Genomic DNA, 16341 nt, shown 5'->3' on the forward strand with positions numbered 1-16341 from the left:
CCGCCGTGGCCAAGACCCCTTGGAGACGGCGAAATGAGCATCGACAGAAGGCTGTTCCTGCTGGCTACAGGGGCTGCACTGGTCGGGACGTCAACGATGACGGGGACTGCTTCGGCGCAGTCCTCAGCTTCGCTGTGGCAAGAGTTCGTTGCCAACCCGTACAACCACCCGCAGATCCCCAACATCGCCTACGCCGGGTACCGCACCGGTGAGAAGCCCGCCCGTCGTCCCGTGCTGGCGAACGTGTTGTTCTTCGGAGCGCGCAAGGACGGCTCCGCCGACGCGTCCGTCGCGATCAACAAGGCCGTCGAGTTCGTCGGCCGGTTGGGCGGGGGCACCGTCTACGTGCCGCCGGGCCGGTACCGGATCGACGACATCATCCGCATCGGCTACGACAACGTCGTGCTGCGCGGTGCGGGGAGTGGGAAGACGACCTTCCACGCGACGCGGTCGCTGGAGGAGATCGTCGGCATCAACCGCAGCCGGTACGGGTCGGAGAACTCGGCGTGGAGCTGGTCCGGCGGCCTGGTCTGGGTCTGCCACCGGGACCGCTATCAGCCACTCGTCGACGCGATCAAGGCTCACAAGTGGCCTTTCGAGGGCTGGACGGGCAACGAGCTGGAGCAGGGAAAGCTGCTGACCGACGTCGTCGGCTCCGCGGCGCGCGGGTCGTTCGTCGTGACCGTCGCGAATGGACGTTCGTTGCGCGCGGGCCAGCGGGTGTTGTTGCGGCTGGACGATTCCGAGTACTCGCTGCCGAAGCACATGTGCGGTGACGTACCTGGAACGACCACTTACCGGTGGGACGACAAGGACAAGCTCCTGTCGTACTTCCCGTTCCTGTGGCCGGTGCGGGTGGAGTGGGTGCGCGGCAACAGGGTCAAGCTCGCCCAGCCGTTGCCGCTGGAGATCCGCCCGGAGTGGAAGGCACGGCTGACCACGATGGCGCCCGTGATCACGGGCGCGGGCGTCGAGGGCATCAAGATCGAGATGTTCAAGGTGCCGACGCCGAAGCACCTGCTGGACAAGGGGTACAACGGCGTCGCGTTCCAGTGCGCGTGGGACTGCTGGGCCGACGACGTGCACGTGCAGGACGTCGACAACGGGTTCCTCCTCGTGTCCTCCAAGGGAATCTCGCTGCTGAACACGCGCGTGTCCGGTCGCGGCCACCACCACGCCTACGCCGTGCGCGAGCAGTCGCACGACAACCTGACCGACGGGTTCGTGATCGAGGCGCCGTCCGAGCCGTCGCAGGCGGGTGCGGGCAACCACGGCCTGAACGTCGAAGGCTTGTCGTGCGGCAACGTCTGGACCCGCGGGCGGATGGACCACGACGTCTTCGACACGCACCGCGGCCTGCCGTTCGCCAACGTCCGCACCGAGATCTCCATCAACAACGTCGGCGCGCACGGAGGCAGCGCGAACGCGGGCCCGTTGTACGGCGCCCGCTTCACGCACTGGAACGTCACCGTCACCAACCAGCGGGCCGGCAACGTCCGGATCGACCAGGTGGCGCCGTGCAGCGCGACCGTGGCGATCTCCGAGGTCCGCGACTTCGGCCAGATCGACAAGCCGGACTTCACCGGCGAGCTGAACTCGCGCCTGGAGCTGTACGGCACGACCTCCGTGACGCCGCGCAACCTCTATGACGCGCAACGAAAGCTGCGTCGGAGCTAGCTCATCGCGACGGGCAACGACCACGTTCGGTCGTTGAGGTCGGTGGGGAGCACGACGTTCTCCACCGACCGCCCGATGCGCCTCGTCCAGCCGTTGTCGTACTCCAGCCGGTACGACGTCTGCACATCCGGCAGCTGCACGGGCGTTGTGTCGCACAGCAGCAGGTGCTGCCCGTAGGTGCGGCCTTCGCGGCTCAACGTCTGGAGTGCGGCGAGGAGCTCAGGCCGTGTGGTGGCGGCGTTGTCCACGCAGACCAGGAGTTCCGGCATCGAGCCGTGGCTCGCCCGGTAGTCCCAGATGCTGCGGGACCTGGCCTCTGCCAGCGTTCTCGCCCGCGTCTCGTGGTCTGCCAGCAGGTCGACGAGGCCGTGCCGGACGTGCGGTGCTCCGTCGAGGCCCGCGAACAGGTCGCCGCCGAGGAAGACGACCTGCAGTTCGTCCGGTGAGTGGCGGGCCATCAGGCCGAGCACCAGCGCTCGCACGCCCTCGGCCCGTTTGTCGTCCGGCGCGACGATCTCGCCGTGCGGGCCCATGCCGTCCTGCAGATGCGCGGACTTGAGGTCGATCTCGATCTTCTGTCCGAACTCGTCGACGCCCACCGCGACCCGGTACTGCAGCTTCACCGGGCGCGGCCGCCACACGTGCGTGTTCGGCATGTCGTGCAACGAGAAGAAGTCCGGCGCGGGTTCCTCTTTTCGCATCAGCGCGGGCAGTTCGCGTGCCATCTCGTCGAGGTTCGCGGGGGCTTCGCAGTCGTCGACCAGCACGTCCGTCACGTCGTGCGGCCGGTCGAACAGCAACTGCACGCCGGACTTGCCCACCTCTGCGGCGATGGCGGTGAACGCGCTGAGGTCGTCGAACCCGCGGACGCAGACCAGCAGCTGCGGCAGCACCTGGTCGAAGCCGCGGTGGTCGAACACCGTCCACGTGTTGCCGACGATCTCCAGCCGCCGTTCCACCTCGGCCTTGATCGTCGCGACCACCTCGCCGAGGTCGGCGTTGCGGTGGTGCGCGAGGACGTGCGGCGCCTGGTCGAGCCCGTCGAACACGCCGCTGTCGTGCGCGTCGACGAAGATCGCCTGGAAGAGCTTGGGCGAGTGCGTGCACAGCAGTCCCAGCAGCAGACTCCGGAACGCCTCTGCCCTCGTGACGCTCAGATGTGACCCGGTCCGCCACTTGCCGTCGGCGAAGTGCGTCAGCTCCACGACCACCGGCGCCCCGGCCGCGTCGACGCCGACCGGCACCTTCCACCAGCGCCCCTTCCACGCCAGGGCCTTGGTGAACCTCGTCATTCCGTGCAGTGCCAGGAAGTCCAGGACCTCGACCCGCAGCGGCACCCGGTCCGGCAGTTCGTCCACCGACCGGGCGGTGATGATCACCCGGACGTTCCACGAGGCCGCCGCGATCCACCGGACGACCTCGGCCAGTCCGGGATCCGTTGCGCTGCAGTGCTTCCAGTCGTCGATCAGCAGCGTCGCGCCCGGCTCGGCGCCGCGTTCGAACCAGGCCAGCAGGTTCTGCCGCCGCCGTTCGTCGCCGGGGTCGAAGCTGACCGCGACACCCGGCAGCTCGCCGCGTCCGATGCGGTAGACGCCCCGCACGCCCGCGATCCGCCGCGCGACCCGGTGAGCAGGGCCGATGAGTGCGAGATGCGTCATGGGCGGGCGATCTGCACGTGCAGCCGGTGCGGCACGGACAGCCCGAAGCCCGGTTCGTCCGGCACCTTGGCGGCCTCGTCAGCGTCCACAATGGACCCGGCGGGGTCGTCCAGCCGGAACTCGATGCCGAACGCCAGGTTCTCCCTGATGAACGGCGGCACCTGCTCCCAGGCGTAGGCCGTGACGATGATGTGGCGTTGCAGGTCGAGCGGCTCGCCGGGCCCGTCGAGCAACTGGAAGCGCCCGATGTCGTCGCCCAGCACGGTGGCCAGCGTGCGCAACGTCGTGGTCTTGCCCGTGCCCGGTTTCCCGACGATCGCGCCGTGCCGCAGTTCCTCGGTGAAGCCGGGGAAGAGGATCTCCCTGCGTTGTTCCAGCGGCACGTCGAGCAGCCCGATCCCGCCTGGTGGCAGCGAGTCGAGGCTCAGGCCGAACCCCTGGTGCAACGGCGGCAGGGCCAGCGCGTGCGCCGGCGGACCGCTGTTCGCGAGCGACCCGGGGAGGATCTCGGCCCACTCCTCCAGGTCGTGCGGCGGGATCGCGGACGGCCACGCGGGCGGGTGCGACACGGGGAAGGTGTCGCCGGAGAACAGCACGTGGATGCCGAGCGCCCGGCCGGCGGTGAGCTGTTCCAGCACGCTCTGGTAGCCGGGGAACCGTTCCAGCAGCACCTCGGCGCTGTCGATGCAGATCAGCAAGGCGGGCAACGGTTCCCCGGTGTGCTCGCGCCGCCGGGTGACCTCGCCCGCCAGGCCGTCGCGGAACCGTGCGAAGAGCGCCTCGCCGTCCTCGCCGGTGAGCGCGAACGCCACGTGCGGCGCCGCGTCCAGCCCGTCGAACACGCCGATGTTCCTCAGGTCGAACAGCCCGATGTTCAGATGCGCCGACGAATGCGTCGCCATGAGCCCGAGCAGCGCGGCCAGCAGCAGCTGTTCCCGTTGCGCCGCAGGGCCGACGCACGACCCGCACGTGGTGATGTCGAGGTACACCGGCCAGCCGCGCGCGTCCGACCCGATCGCCGCCTTCAGGTCGTCGCGCTGGTTGATCCCCGCGAGATCTGCCTCGATCCCGTGCAGCGCGAGGAAGTCCGTCGCCTCACCGTGCAGCTGCCGGCGCAACTGGTCGGGCAACGCGCCCCATCTCCGCGCCGTCACAACGACCTGCACGCCTTGTGCCGGTCCGAACGCCGCGATCCACTCGACCGCCGTCGCGAGCCCGGAATCTAGATCCGCGCACAGTTCCCAGTCGTCCACCAGCAACACGGCCCCCGACGGCGCCCCGCGCTCGAACCAGTCGAGCAGACTCCGGCACCCCGACTGGTCGGCCGGGTCGAAGGTCGCGGACACCAGCAACGGGTCGGCACCGCGCCCGATCCGGTAGACCGCCATGTCCGGCGCGGCCGCGAGGGCCGTCGTCAACCGCTCCCTGGTGGCGTGCCCGGGACCGACGACGGCGAAGTTCCTGATCACCGCCCAGATATACCAACAGCGCCGGGACCCCGTCAGCCCCTTCGCTAGTGTGGGCGACGTGCCAGCGAAGCCCGTCGACCCGGCCGAGATGCGAGCCGCCGTCCAGGCCGTCCTCCCGTGGCTGCACGGCGAGGCCGACCAGCCAGAACGCCCGGTCCTGGCCGCCGCCGTCCGACTGAGCCTGCGCACCCTGGAACGCATAGCCCCAGGTCGCAGCGTCGAGGTCCGCGTCCCGCCGTTCGCCGCCGTCCAGTGCGTGGAAGGCCCCCGCCACACCCGAGGAACACCCCCGAACGTGGTGGAAACCGATGCCCGCACCTGGCTGGAACTGGCGGTGGGAGCGTTGACCTGGCCGGACGCCCTGGACGAGGCCCGGGTCACCGCCTCCGGCACCCGAGCCGACCTCTCCGCACTGTTGCCGGTCGTGAAGTTCTAGAACCACGACCCGACGGTCTTGATGGCCCCACCGACACCGTCGACGACATCGCGCCCGAGCTCCACCGCGTTGCCCACGGTGTCCACCACGACGTCCCCGGCGTCACTGGCCAACTCACCGACGGTGCCCACCGCGTTCCGCCCGGCATCCCCCCACCGCCCGTTGGCGATGTCGTCCACGACCTGCCCGCCACCCCGCCAGACGTCCTCGCCCATGTCGACGACCTCCTTGCCGGTGTTGACCCCCCAGTCGAGCACGGGGCCCACGCCAGGCAGGTCGGATCCGGGCACCTCAACGGGCACCGGCGAGTCCTGCCAGCGCTGCTCGGTGACCGAACCGCCCTGGCCGGTGGCGATCTTGGCGAGGTTCTCGAGCGACTCGGAGTCCTTGTCGTAGTAGGCGGAGTGCGCGTGCCCGATCCAGCTCTCGCCGGACGTGCCGAACTGCGTCGCACCGAACGACTTGTCGTACGGCCCGGTCGACGACCCGTCCTTGGTGAACCAGTCGCCACTGGTCCCCTGGATCACCGGGTCGTGCTCGGTGCCGCCGACGTACACGTGCCCCGCGCCCGGCCCGAGCTGACTCACGTTGGACGCGCCGACACCCGGCGACCCGACGAACGCGATGTCGTCCGCCTTCAGGCCGTTGTCCATCGCGGAGTAGCCGACGACCGTGCTGCCGTAGCTGTGGCCGATCACCGTGACGTGCGCGTTGGGGTTCGCGACGCGGTAACCCTCGACGTCCGCGGCCAGGATGCGCCCACCCTCGATGGCCTGCGCCGGGTCGTTGACCTGGCCGAGCGCGGCGGCGGGGGCGTCGTAGCCGAGCCACTGGATCGCGGCCCCGTCCGGCCCCATGGCCTCACTGAGGTTGAGAGCCTGATCGGTGCTGAAACCGGTGAGGTCGGACGTCGTACCGGGCACGGCGACGGCGAGGTGCTTGGCGGTGTCCGGGTTTCCGTAGGCAATCGCCATCGTGCCTTCTTTGTTGCCCGGACCGTCCGGGCTCCACTGCAGGATGTACGCGTCCTTGCCGATTCCCCTGGCCTGCTCGACGGCCTTGTCCATCTGGATCTTGGCGTTGTTCGAGTTCTCGAGGCGGCGCGAGGCTTCGTCGCGCTGCGCCATGAGCTCGGAACCCTGCGGGTCGTTGCGCAATGCGCGCTCCGCCTCCGCCGTGCCCGGGGTCGTGCCCAGTTCACGGGCGCGGGCGTCGAGCTGCGCGTTCAGCGCCTTTTCCTGTTCCCCGAACCGTTTGACGTCATCGGTGATGCGCTTGCGGTTCGCGTAGTCCAGCACGTCGGCTGGAAGGCCGCGGAGCTGGCCGAGTTCCTGGAACTTGGTGTTCTTGAGCGCGTCCTGCTGTTCCTTGCTGAGCGACTTCCACCAGTCCGCGACCGCCTTGGGATCGCTGCCAGGAGGTGGCACCGGGGGAAGTGCGCCGCCGAGAGCGCCGAGCTGGGCGGCCTTGCTCCAGCCGCTGTCCGAGCGCGCCGACTCCTCGAAGCCCGGCGGGATCTTCGTCAGCGCACTCGCGTAGGAGCGCAAGACGTTGTCGTAGCCCGACTTCACCTTGCTGAGCTGCTCGTTGACCTGGTTCGCGAGCTGGCGGGTCTGCTGTTCGTCCAAGCCAGGGGGACGGCCGCGCCACACACCGATTGCCTGGTCCGCCGCGCCGCGCATCTGGCCGTAGGCGCGCGAAGCGGCCTGGACGATGTCGACACCCGCGCCGAGCCGTTCGACGGCGGCCTTGGCAGCGGTGGCGGACAGTTCGGCGCGCGCGGTGAACTTCGTCGCCGCATCGCCGGCCCAGTTGCTGACAGCGGTCTTGCCACCGTTGGTGACAGCTTCGCCCGCACGCCCGACCGCGCTGATCGCGCCGGTGATGGGGTCGGCGGCGGAGGCGATCCGGCCGACGTCACCCGAGGCGAGCCTGCCGTACAGGCCTTCCGGATCGGTGTAGCTCACTGTCCGCCCCCAAGTCCGGAGAAGAGCTTCTTCAGCGACGTCGCGTGGTCCTCGTCGGTGCGCTGGTAGGCCTCGGCGTTCGACACGAGACCTTCTGCCGCGTCGGTCATCCAGGCGGAGCCGCGCTGGAGGTCCTGGGAGTGCGTGCCGACGAACTTCGCCAGGGCGTCCGCGAACTCGCCGGCGGCGTCCACCTCGCCGAGCGCACCCGCGTCGAGCCTGAGCATCGAGATCATCTCCGCTGCCTCGCGCACCGCGTCGGAGCCGTTGCCGAACTCCTTGGACGCGTTGCGCAACTGCTCTGGCTCAACGCCGAACATCGCCACCCCCTGTTGGTCCTCGATCACTGCGACGCGAATACATCATCGCCGGTTCCCCACTCGTCGGTGGACCGTTTCGGGCACGATGTCGGTCATGGTGCAGACGGGGTGGACGGCTCAGCGGTGGACCGCTGTGTTCATCGAGCAGGCGGAGTTGTTCCGGAAGGCAGTGGCGGACGCGGACCCGGCGGCCGAGGTGCCGACCCGCCCTGGGTGGACCGTGCAGGACCTGGTCATCCACGTCGGCCGGTTCCTGGAGACCTCCACCGAGTACCTGCGCACCGGCAGCCGCAACCCGATCAAGCCCACCCCTCCGCAGAGCGGTCTTTCCCCGTTGGAATACCTCGATCTCCAGTTGGTCGGTGCGAGCGCGGTCCTGGCCGCTGTGCCAGGGAACCGGCCGGTGTGGACGTTCTCGCCGTCCGCACCTGATCTGGCGTGGGTGTGGCATCGCCGGATCGCACACGAGACGGTGCTGCGCCGCTACGACGCACAGACGGTCGTCCGCCAGGTGGGCGCCACCGACCCCGACCTCTGCGTCGACGGCATCGACGAGGTGCTGACCACGATCGTCGCGGCGAAGCTCGACGGCGACAGCCCGCACGACGTGACCGGCTCGGCCCTGGTTCGGTCGACCGACGTGCCGGAGTCCTGGCTGATCTCGCTGACCGCCGGTGAGGTGCCGGAGGTCCGCTCCGCCGCACCCGGCGAGGAGGGGGACGCCCAGGTGGTCGGCGAGGCCGAACTCGTCTACTTCTGGCTCTGGAACCGCATGACGCTCAAGGACATGACCGGCGACAAGCAGGTGCTGGACCTCCTTCGCGTCGGACGGGGGCACTGATGCGCAAGCTCGCGACTGTGGTGCTCGGCTGTCTGCTGCTGACCGGTTGTGCGGCGAACTGGCAGGCGCCGGAAGTGCGCTACAAGATCGTCTCGCAGGAGAAGCAGTCCTCGTCCGAGTTCTTCAACCTGGAACTGGTGGGAGACGCGCCGAGTGGCGCGTTGGAGCCATCGCAGTTGAAGACCAAGGTGCTGTCGACGGATCGGGCCGAAGGCGCTCAGGTCGGCGACGAACTGCTCTGCGTGATCGAGCAGAAGAAGGGCAGCGCGATCGGAGACTCGAACGTCAACACCAGACTGCTGAGCTGCAAGAAGGCGTGATGCGCAAGATCGGTATGGCGCTCGTGGCCTGCCTCGTCCTGGCAGGCTGCGGCGCCTCGGAGTGGCGGCAGCAGGTTCGGTACGAGGTCACCAAGATCTTCGAACGGCCATACCCCGAAGACGAGAAGAATGTCAACGTGCGCCTCGAACTCGTCGGCGAGGTCCCGGACGACGTCCCGGAACCGGTGACGCTGACGCCGATCGTGGTCAAGCACTGGACGTTGCGCGACGGCTTCAAGGTGGGAGACCAGTTCCTCTGCTGGGCCGAGCAGGAGGACGACGGCTACACCCGGACCGTGACCATCGAGACCGACGTGTCGTCGTGTGAGAAGGCCTGATGCGCAACAAGATCGTGGCAGCGCTGGCAGTTTGCCTGCTGCTCACCGGATGCGCCGGCGACTGGCAGGCCGAGATCAAGCTGAAGGTCAGCATGATCGAGGAGAAGCCGCCGCAGCCGATCTATGCCGGTAGCACGGACGTGTGGCTCGATCCGGTCGAGGCGCTGCCGGACGACGCCTACGACCACGAGAACTTCCATGGCGGGATCCTCGACCTAGAGCAGATCGACGGTGACGTGCGGGTCGGCGACGAGGTGATCTGCCTGGCCAAGCAGCGAACCATCGGCGCGCTGCAGACGAACACGATCCGCACCGAGTTGTTCCGCTGCCGGAAGCTGTAGAAAGGCGTGGTGCGGAAGACCGTCGTGGCCTCCATGGCCCTGCTCGCCCTGTCCGGCTGCGGCTCCACCTGGCAGTCCGAGATGACCTTCAAGGTCACCGAGTTCTACGTCCACGAGGCCGGCGGCGGCACCGAGAAACGGGTCAGGCTCGAACCCGTCGGCGATCTTCCGGAGGACGCCGAGCAGGAGGACCTGAAGGGCGTCTCGATCCTGGAGACCGACATGCCCGGCAGAGTCGGACTCAACGACGGTGTGGTCTGCACCGCACGCCACGACTCCGGCACCACCACGCTCAGCGGGTGCAAGAAGGCCTGAAACACCGCCAATGGCATGAGTTTCATCACCTCACCAGGGGTCTGAGGGGGGTCTAGCACGGGGTGCTCCACTTACACTCGGGTTGCAGCCAGCCCCATGCGTGAGGGAGCCAATTCGGTGGTCGACGACCATTCCCAGTCCGAACAGGAACCCCGTGAGGAGTGCGGCGTCTTCGGCGTCTGGGCTCCGGGTGAAGACGTCTCCAAGATGACCTACTACGGCCTCTACGCCCTGCAGCACCGCGGGCAGGAGGCGGCGGGCATTTCTGTCGGCGACGGGACGCAGGTCGTCGTCTTCAAGGACCTCGGTCTTGTCAGCCAGGTGTTCGACGAGCAGGTCCTGCAGAGTCTCAAGGGGCACGTGGCCGTCGGGCACTGCCGTTATTCCACGACCGGGTCGACGACCTGGGAGAACGCCCAGCCGACGTTCCGGACGACGGCGACCGGTAGTGCGTTGAGCCTCGGCCACAACGGCAACCTGGTGAACACCGCCGAACTGCTGGAGAAGGCCAAGGGTCTCGGCATCACCGGCCGCAACGGTGCCACCACCGACTCGGACATCCTCACCGCGCTGCTCGCCCACGCGGCGGCGGACAAGGGCATCGAGCAGGCCGCCCTGGAGCTGCTGCCGACGGTCAAGGGTGCGTACTGCCTCACGTTCTCCGACGAGTCCACGCTGTACGCGGCGCGGGATCCGCACGGCGTGCGGCCGTTGGTGCTGGGTCGGCTCGAACGCGGCTGGGTCGTGGCGAGCGAGACGGCGGCGCTGGACATCGTCGGTGCGAGCTTCGTGCGCGAGGTCGAGCCCGGTGAGCTGATCGCGATCGACGAGGACGGCCTGCGGTCGACCCGGTTCGCGACGCCCGAGCCCAAGGGCTGCATCTTCGAGTACGTCTACCTGGCGCGGCCGGACACCACGATCTCCGGGCGCGGGGTGCACGCCACGCGCGTCGAGATCGGGCGTCGTCTCGCCAAGGAGCACCCGGTCGAGGCCGACCTGGTCATCCCCGTGCCGGAGTCCGGCACGCCGGCGGCGATCGGGTACGCGCAGGCCAGCGGCATCCCGTACGGGTCCGGCCTGGTCAAGAACGCCTACGTCGGCCGCACGTTCATCCAGCCGTCGCAGACGATCCGCCAGCTCGGCATCCGGCTGAAGCTGAACCCGCTGCGCGACGTCATCCGCGGCAAGCGGCTGGTCGTCGTGGACGACTCGATCGTGCGCGGCAACACGCAGCGCGCGCTCGTCCGCATGTTGCGCGAGGCCGGTGCGCTCGAGGTGCACGTCCGGATCGCGTCGCCGCCCGTGAAGTGGCCGTGCTTCTACGGCATCGACTTCGCCTCGCGCGCGGAGCTCATCGCGAACGGCCTGGACGACGACGGCATCCGTCGCTCGGTCGGCGCGGACTCGCTCGGGTACGTGTCGCTGGAGCAGCTCGTCGCGGCCACCGAACAGCCCAAGACGCGGCTGTGCTCGGCGTGCTTCGACGGCGAGTACCCCATCGAACTGCCGCAGGACGCGCTCATCGGCAAGCACCTGCTCGAAGGCCTCAAGGGTGTCTCGGGCTCGGCGGCTCCCGTGTTGGCGAGCGGATATGGTGCCGAAGACGCTTTGCGTCGTCCCTGAGCACCCTGAGCACCCGATTTCCAAGTGGAAGAAGTTGACGTGACCGACAGCGCCAAGGCCACCTACGCCGCCGCCGGAGTCAGTATCGCCGCAGGTGACGAGGCGGTGGAGAAGCTCAAGCCGTGGGCGGCCAAGGCGCACCGGCCCGAGGTGCTCGGTGGCATCGGCGGGTTCGCCGGCCTGTTCCAGCTCAAGCTCGACCGCTGGAAGGAGCCGATCCTCGCGTCCTCCACGGACGGCGTCGGCACCAAGATCGCGATCGCGCAGGCGCTCGACAAGCACGACACCGTCGGCATCGACCTGGTCGCCATGATCGTGGACGACCTGGTCGTCTGCGGTGCCGAGCCGCTGTTCGTGCAGGACTACATCGCGGTCGGCAAGGTCGTGCCGGACCGGATCGCGTCGCTGGTCAAGGGCATCGCCGAAGGGTGTGTCCAGGCCGGCTGCGCGTTGCTCGGCGGCGAGACCGCGGAGCACCCCGGTCTCATGGGCGACGACGACTACGACATCTCCGGCACCGGCGTCGGCGTGGTCGAGCAGTCGAAGCTGCTCGGCCCCGACCGCGTCCGCGACGGTGACGTCGTCATCGCCATGGGCTCGTCCGGCCTGCACTCCAACGGCTACTCGCTCGCCCGGCACGTGCTGCTGGAGATCGCGCGGATGCCGCTCGAGGGTCACGTCGAGGAGTTCGGCCGCACCCTCGGCGAGGAGATGCTGGAGCCGACCAAGATCTACGCCAAGGACTGCCTCGCGCTCATCGCCGAGACCGAGGTCCGCGGGTTCTCGCACGTCACCGGTGGTGGCCTCGCCGCGAACCTGGCCCGCGTGCTGCCGGAGGGCCTGCACGCGAAGCTCGACCGCGGCACCTGGACGCCCGCGCCGGTCTTCCAGCTCATCGCCCAGCGCGGCCGGGTGGAGCGCGAGGAGATGGAGAAGGCGTTCAACATGGGCGTCGGCATGGTCGCCGTCGTCGCGCCCGAGGACGTCGACCGCGCGCTCGCGGTGCTGACGGCCCGCCACGTCCCGGCGTGGGTGCTGGGCGAGATCAGCAAGTCCGACGAGGGCGGCGCGTCCCTCGTTGGCGATCACCCCCGCTTCTGAGGCAACCTCCTGACTCGGTCGTCGCGTACTAAGCGGCGACCGAGGAGGGGGCACTTGGACCGCCGGAATTCACGGGACCGCGAGTTCGGGGAGTTCGTCGACGCACGCGCGCTCGTCATGCGCCGCACGGCCTATCTGCTGTGCGGCGACTGGCATCGCGCCGAGGACATAGTCCAGCAGTCGCTGATCAAGATGTACGTCGCGTGGTCGCGCGTGCGCAAGGACAGCGTCGACGCGTACGCCCGCAAGGTGCTGGTGCGCACCGCCATCGACGAGACCCGGCGCGGGTTCTTCCAGCGCGAACGCATCGTCGACTCCGTGCCGGAGAGCGCGGTCACGGACGCCACCACCGATCTCGACCTCCGCCGCGCCCTCGACGCGTTGCCCGCCGGGCAACGCGCTGTCGTCGTGCTGCGGTACTGGGAGGACCTGAGCATCACCGAGACCGCCCGCATCCTCGGCAGGACGGAGGGCACGGTGAAGAGCCAGGCCGCCAAGGGACTCGCCGCGTTGCGCGACCTGTTGGAGAACGAGCCCGCGTCGCGGATCCACACGTCCGAGGTGATCCGCAAGGGCAGGACCAAACTGGTTCGCCGGCGTACCGCGATCGCGGGCGCGCTGGCGTTCGTGCTGCTGGCGGGCTTCAGTGCGGCCGGCTACCTGGCGATGCCGCAGAAGACGTCGAGCAGCAACACCGGCGCGTTGGACTCCGCCGGCGTGTTCGACCGCAACGCCCAGCTCACGGCGTTGCTGAAGAACGGCTACCGGTTGCCGCCGGGCGTCACCGCCGAGGACGTTCCGGAGATCGGGGCGGGCGCGCTCACGTTCTTCACCCGTGACACCAACACACCCGACGGCCTGCGCCGCGCCGTGGCGAGGCTGCGGGACGCGCAGGGCGTCGGTGGCCTCACGATCGCGATCGGCCGCGCCCAGAGCACCGACCTCGGCAGCTGCGACGACCCCACGTGCCGCATCGAGGAACGCGACGGCATCCGGATCCGCAGCAACCAGCTCCCGAACCCCACTCCCGGCGTGGTGGTCGTGTCCGTCAACGTCATCCGCCCCGACGGCACGACCATCACGATCACCAGCGACAACCTCGGCCGCTTCAGCGACGCGGTGCACGGCGCGCCTGCGCTGAACGGGAGTCCGCAGCGGTCCGCGCCGCTGCTCGACCGCGAGGAGCTGATAAAGATCGCGACACTTCCGGGTCTGACCTTCTAACCTGGAGGCATGAACGACGTGACCGTGACTCGGACGCTGGTGCTGCCGGCGTCTGAGTTGCGCGAACGTTTTTCCAGGTCAGGTGGGCCGGGCGGGCAGGGAGTGAACACGGCGGACAGCCGCGTGGAGCTCTCGTTCGACCTGGCTGCCTCGCCGACGGTGCCCGAGCACCTCAAGGCCCGCATGCTCGAACGGCTGGCCGGTCGGCTCGTCGACGGCGTGATCACGATCGCCGCCTCCGAGCACCGCGCGCAGCTCCAGAACCGAGCGGCAGCACGGGAACGGCTCGCCGCGATCCTCCGCGCGGCCGCCGCCGCGCCGCCTCCGGTGCGCCGGGCGACCAAGCCCACCAAGGGATCGCAGGAGCGCCGGATCGCCTCGAAGAAGCGCCGGGCGGACACCAAGCGCGGCCGCGGTCGTTCAGGCTCCTGGGACTAAACCGTAGATCCGTTCCGGGCGACCGGTTCCGCCGTACCGCAGCCGGACCTCGGCCCGTCCCGTCGACACGAAGTGCTCCAGGTATCGACGCGCGCTCACGCGGGCAACCCCCGTCGAGGACGCGCACTCCGACGCCGACAGCCCGTCCGGGTGCGTCTTCAGGGCGTTCTCCACGAGCCGCGCGGTCTCCGGCGTCAACCCCTTGGGCAGCAACGGTTTCGAGGTCGGCCGTGCACCGAACACCTGGTCCACGTCGGCCTGTCCCGCCGAGTCGAGCCGGTGCAGCTTCTCCCGCAACGACGCGAAGTGCGCGAGCTGGTCGCGCAGGGCCGCGTAGTCGAACGGCTTGATCAGGTAGTGCAGCACGCCCCCGCGCATCGCGCTGCGCACGGTCTCGACGTCGGTCGCCGCCGTGATCACGATGACATCCACGTCCTCGTTGGCGCGCAACGACTTCAGTACTTCGAGTCCGTTGACGTCCGGCAGGTAGACGTCGAGCAGCACCAGGTCGGGTTTGAGCGACGCGACCAGTTTCACCGCGTCCCCGCCGGTGTGCGCCACCCCGACGACCTCGAACCCGTCCGTGCGCGCGACGTATCCACTGTGGACCTTCGCGACCATGAAGTCGTCGTCGACGACCAGCACCCGGATCATCGCGGCAGCCTTGCCGTGAAGACCGACCCGGACACGCTGACCGACCCGCCGCGCCGCAGGCACGCCCGCCTGATCAGCGCGAGCCCGATGCCGCGTTCGCCGTGCGATGCCGCCTTGGTCGTGAACCCGTGCCGGAACACCTCTTCGGCGAGTTCCGGCGCCACCCCGGGACCGGAGTCGCGCACCACGACCTGGACCTCGTCGTCCCTCTGCACCACACCCACCTCGATCCACTTGCCGCCACCGTTGGTGGTACCCAGCGAACTGAGCGCGTCCAACGCGTTGTCGACCAGATTGCCCAGCACCATCACCAGATCCGCGGACAACGCCTCGTCGACCCTGCCCAGCACGCTGTCCGGTGCCATCCGCAGCGCCGTGCCGCGTTCGGCGGCGAGCGACGCCTTGGCGATCAGCAGCGCGGCCACGGCGGGGTCGCCGATCGACGAGCTGACCTCGGTGCGCCACTGGTCCTGCGCCGAGCTGATCTGGTGAATGTAGTTGGTGACCTCGTCGTACTCCTTCAACGAGATCAGCCCGGCGATGGTGTGCAGCCGGTTGGCGAACTCGTGCGCCTGCGCTCGCAACGTGTCCGTCGCGTGCTGCGAGGCGTCGAGTTCGTGTTGCAGCGCAAGGAGTTCCGTGCGGTCCCGCAACGTGACGACCGCGCCCTCGCCGCCGTCGATCGGCATCCGGTTCAACGTCAGCACGACGCCCTGGCGCAGCACCAGCTGGTCGACACCGGTCGCGCGGCCGGTCAGCACGTCGCGCAGGCGGTCGTTGAGCTCCAGTTCCTCGACGGACCGGCCGACGGCGTCCTCCGGCAACGCCAGCAGGTCGCTCGCGTGGTCGTTGACCAGCGTGATCCGGTTCTGCCCGTCGAGTCCGACGACGCCCTCGCGGATGCCGTGCAGCAACGCCTCGCGGTTCTCGACCAGCGCGGTGATCTCGTGCGGCTCCAGCCCGAGCGTCTGGTTCTTCACCCTGCGCGCCAGCAGCAACGACCCGGTGACGCCGATGACCAGCGCGATCGCCAGGTAGCGCAGCACGTCGACGGGTTGTTCGAGTGCGCCCGCGAAGATGCCGGGATCCTCGGCGCCCGCGATCACCATGCCGTTGACCTGGCGGCTCGTCGGGTCGAACACAGGCACGTGCGCCTCGATCGAGTCGCCGGTGCTGCCCGTCCACGACCTGCCCTCGAGTGCGGTGGAACGGGTGTCCAAAGTGGTCCCGATCTGCGCCGGGTCCGGTGAGGCGATCACGAGCCGCTTGTCGTTGAGGATCAGCACGTAGGAGGCGCCGGACAGGCTGCGCGCCGTCTCGGCGGGCGCGGACAACAGCCGCCAGTTGCCCATCTCCTCCTGGACCAGCGAGTTCGCCGCCACCGTCTCGGCGACCGAGAGCATCCGGCGTTCCTCGTTGGAGCGAAAGTTGTTGCCCGTCTGGACGACTGTCAGCGCGCCGACAGCGCAAAGTAGCAGCGTGACGACTACGAGTTGCCACGCGAGGAGCTGACTGGCCAGGGAACGGCGGCGACGCATGAGACCTCCCGTGACCAGAAAGACCGAAAGAAACCTTAGAAGCGCAAGAGCGACATCAAGGTTTACACCAGAGCAACATGT

At 69.0% G+C, this 16341-nt stretch carries 16 protein-coding genes and 1 pseudogene; 11 read left to right on the top strand and 6 right to left on the bottom strand.

The features are described from left to right. Window positions 1-33 precede the first annotated feature (33 nt). On the top strand, window positions 34-1677 hold the full coding sequence (locus JNUCC0626_RS35025) for a glycosyl hydrolase family 28-related protein (protein WP_394615010.1): 1644 nt from the start codon (window positions 34-36) through the stop codon (window positions 1675-1677). Here the strand turns inward: JNUCC0626_RS35025 and JNUCC0626_RS35030 are convergent. Continuing rightward, entirely contained in the window at window positions 1674-3335 is a 1662-nt protein-coding gene (locus JNUCC0626_RS35030) for a hypothetical protein (RefSeq protein WP_394615011.1), read from the bottom strand. The two genes, JNUCC0626_RS35025 and JNUCC0626_RS35030, sit on opposite strands and share 4 nt — an antisense overlap. Beyond that, on the bottom strand, window positions 3332-4804 hold the full coding sequence (locus JNUCC0626_RS35035; RefSeq protein WP_394615012.1) for a hypothetical protein: 1473 nt from the start codon (window positions 4802-4804) through the stop codon (window positions 3332-3334). Before JNUCC0626_RS35035 ends, JNUCC0626_RS35030 begins: the two co-directional genes overlap by 4 nt. A gap of 88 nt (window positions 4805-4892) precedes the next feature. Between JNUCC0626_RS35035 and JNUCC0626_RS35040 the strand changes: the two genes are divergently transcribed. Then, complete coding sequence (locus tag JNUCC0626_RS35040; protein ID WP_394622170.1) at window positions 4893-5240, top strand: sterol carrier family protein; 348 nt, start codon at window positions 4893-4895, stop codon at window positions 5238-5240. On the opposite strand, the gene JNUCC0626_RS35045 is transcribed toward JNUCC0626_RS35040, so the two are convergent. Continuing rightward, complete coding sequence (locus JNUCC0626_RS35045; protein ID WP_394615013.1) at window positions 5237-7207, bottom strand: alpha/beta hydrolase; 1971 nt, start codon at window positions 7205-7207, stop codon at window positions 5237-5239. The genes JNUCC0626_RS35040 and JNUCC0626_RS35045 overlap by 4 nt on opposite strands. Then, entirely contained in the window at window positions 7204-7527 is a 324-nt protein-coding gene (locus JNUCC0626_RS35050; RefSeq protein ID WP_394615014.1) for a type VII secretion target, read from the bottom strand. The genes JNUCC0626_RS35045 and JNUCC0626_RS35050 overlap by 4 nt, the downstream gene beginning before the upstream one ends. Before the next feature lie 94 nt (window positions 7528-7621). On the opposite strand from JNUCC0626_RS35050, the gene JNUCC0626_RS35055 reads away from it, so the two are divergent. From JNUCC0626_RS35055 to arfB, 9 genes and pseudogenes are all read left to right on the top strand, one after another. Then, window positions 7622-8368: a maleylpyruvate isomerase N-terminal domain-containing protein gene (locus tag JNUCC0626_RS35055; RefSeq protein ID WP_394615015.1), complete on the top strand. Its 747-nt coding sequence runs from the start codon at window positions 7622-7624 to the stop codon at window positions 8366-8368. Then, a complete protein-coding gene (locus JNUCC0626_RS35060) occupies window positions 8368-8688 on the top strand; it encodes a hypothetical protein (RefSeq protein ID WP_394615016.1) in 321 nt (106 codons plus the stop codon). The genes JNUCC0626_RS35055 and JNUCC0626_RS35060 overlap by 1 nt, the downstream gene beginning before the upstream one ends. Beyond that, window positions 8688-9026: a hypothetical protein gene (locus JNUCC0626_RS35065; protein WP_394615017.1), complete on the top strand. Its 339-nt coding sequence runs from the start codon at window positions 8688-8690 to the stop codon at window positions 9024-9026. The genes JNUCC0626_RS35060 and JNUCC0626_RS35065 overlap by 1 nt, the downstream gene beginning before the upstream one ends. After that, window positions 9026-9367 (top strand): hypothetical protein, encoded by a 342-nt coding sequence (locus JNUCC0626_RS35070; RefSeq protein WP_394615018.1) that lies wholly within the window; start codon window positions 9026-9028, stop codon window positions 9365-9367. The genes JNUCC0626_RS35065 and JNUCC0626_RS35070 overlap by 1 nt, the downstream gene beginning before the upstream one ends. Before the next feature lie 9 nt (window positions 9368-9376). Next, window positions 9377-9682: a hypothetical protein gene (locus tag JNUCC0626_RS35075; RefSeq protein ID WP_394615019.1), complete on the top strand. Its 306-nt coding sequence runs from the start codon at window positions 9377-9379 to the stop codon at window positions 9680-9682. Between the two features lie 96 nt (window positions 9683-9778). Next, on the top strand, window positions 9779-11305 hold the full coding sequence (gene purF, locus JNUCC0626_RS35080) for an amidophosphoribosyltransferase (RefSeq protein ID WP_394615020.1): 1527 nt from the start codon (window positions 9779-9781) through the stop codon (window positions 11303-11305). Between the two features lie 39 nt (window positions 11306-11344). Continuing rightward, on the top strand, window positions 11345-12406 hold the full coding sequence (gene purM, locus JNUCC0626_RS35085; RefSeq protein ID WP_394615021.1) for a phosphoribosylformylglycinamidine cyclo-ligase: 1062 nt from the start codon (window positions 11345-11347) through the stop codon (window positions 12404-12406). Between the two features lie 54 nt (window positions 12407-12460). Beyond that, a pseudogene (locus JNUCC0626_RS50545) lies at window positions 12461-12931 on the top strand (SigE family RNA polymerase sigma factor); the annotation flags it as partial. A gap of 708 nt (window positions 12932-13639) precedes the next feature. Further along, complete coding sequence (gene arfB, locus JNUCC0626_RS35095) at window positions 13640-14068, top strand: alternative ribosome rescue aminoacyl-tRNA hydrolase ArfB (RefSeq protein ID WP_394615023.1); 429 nt, start codon at window positions 13640-13642, stop codon at window positions 14066-14068. On the opposite strand, the gene JNUCC0626_RS35100 is transcribed toward arfB, so the two are convergent. Together JNUCC0626_RS35100 and JNUCC0626_RS35105 are read right to left on the bottom strand one after the other, a co-directional pair. Then, window positions 14051-14722 carry a response regulator gene (locus JNUCC0626_RS35100; RefSeq protein ID WP_394615024.1) on the bottom strand — a complete coding sequence of 224 codons (672 nt, stop codon included), beginning with the start codon at window positions 14720-14722 and terminating at the stop codon, window positions 14051-14053. The two genes, arfB and JNUCC0626_RS35100, sit on opposite strands and share 18 nt — an antisense overlap. Next, window positions 14719-16260, bottom strand: a complete 1542-nt coding sequence (locus JNUCC0626_RS35105; RefSeq protein ID WP_394615025.1) for a sensor histidine kinase — start codon at window positions 16258-16260, stop codon at window positions 14719-14721. Before JNUCC0626_RS35105 ends, JNUCC0626_RS35100 begins: the two co-directional genes overlap by 4 nt. Window positions 16261-16341 lie beyond the last annotated feature (81 nt).

This window comes from Lentzea sp. JNUCC 0626, assembly GCF_043632865.1.
Taxonomy (GTDB): domain Bacteria; phylum Actinomycetota; class Actinomycetes; order Mycobacteriales; family Pseudonocardiaceae; genus Lentzea.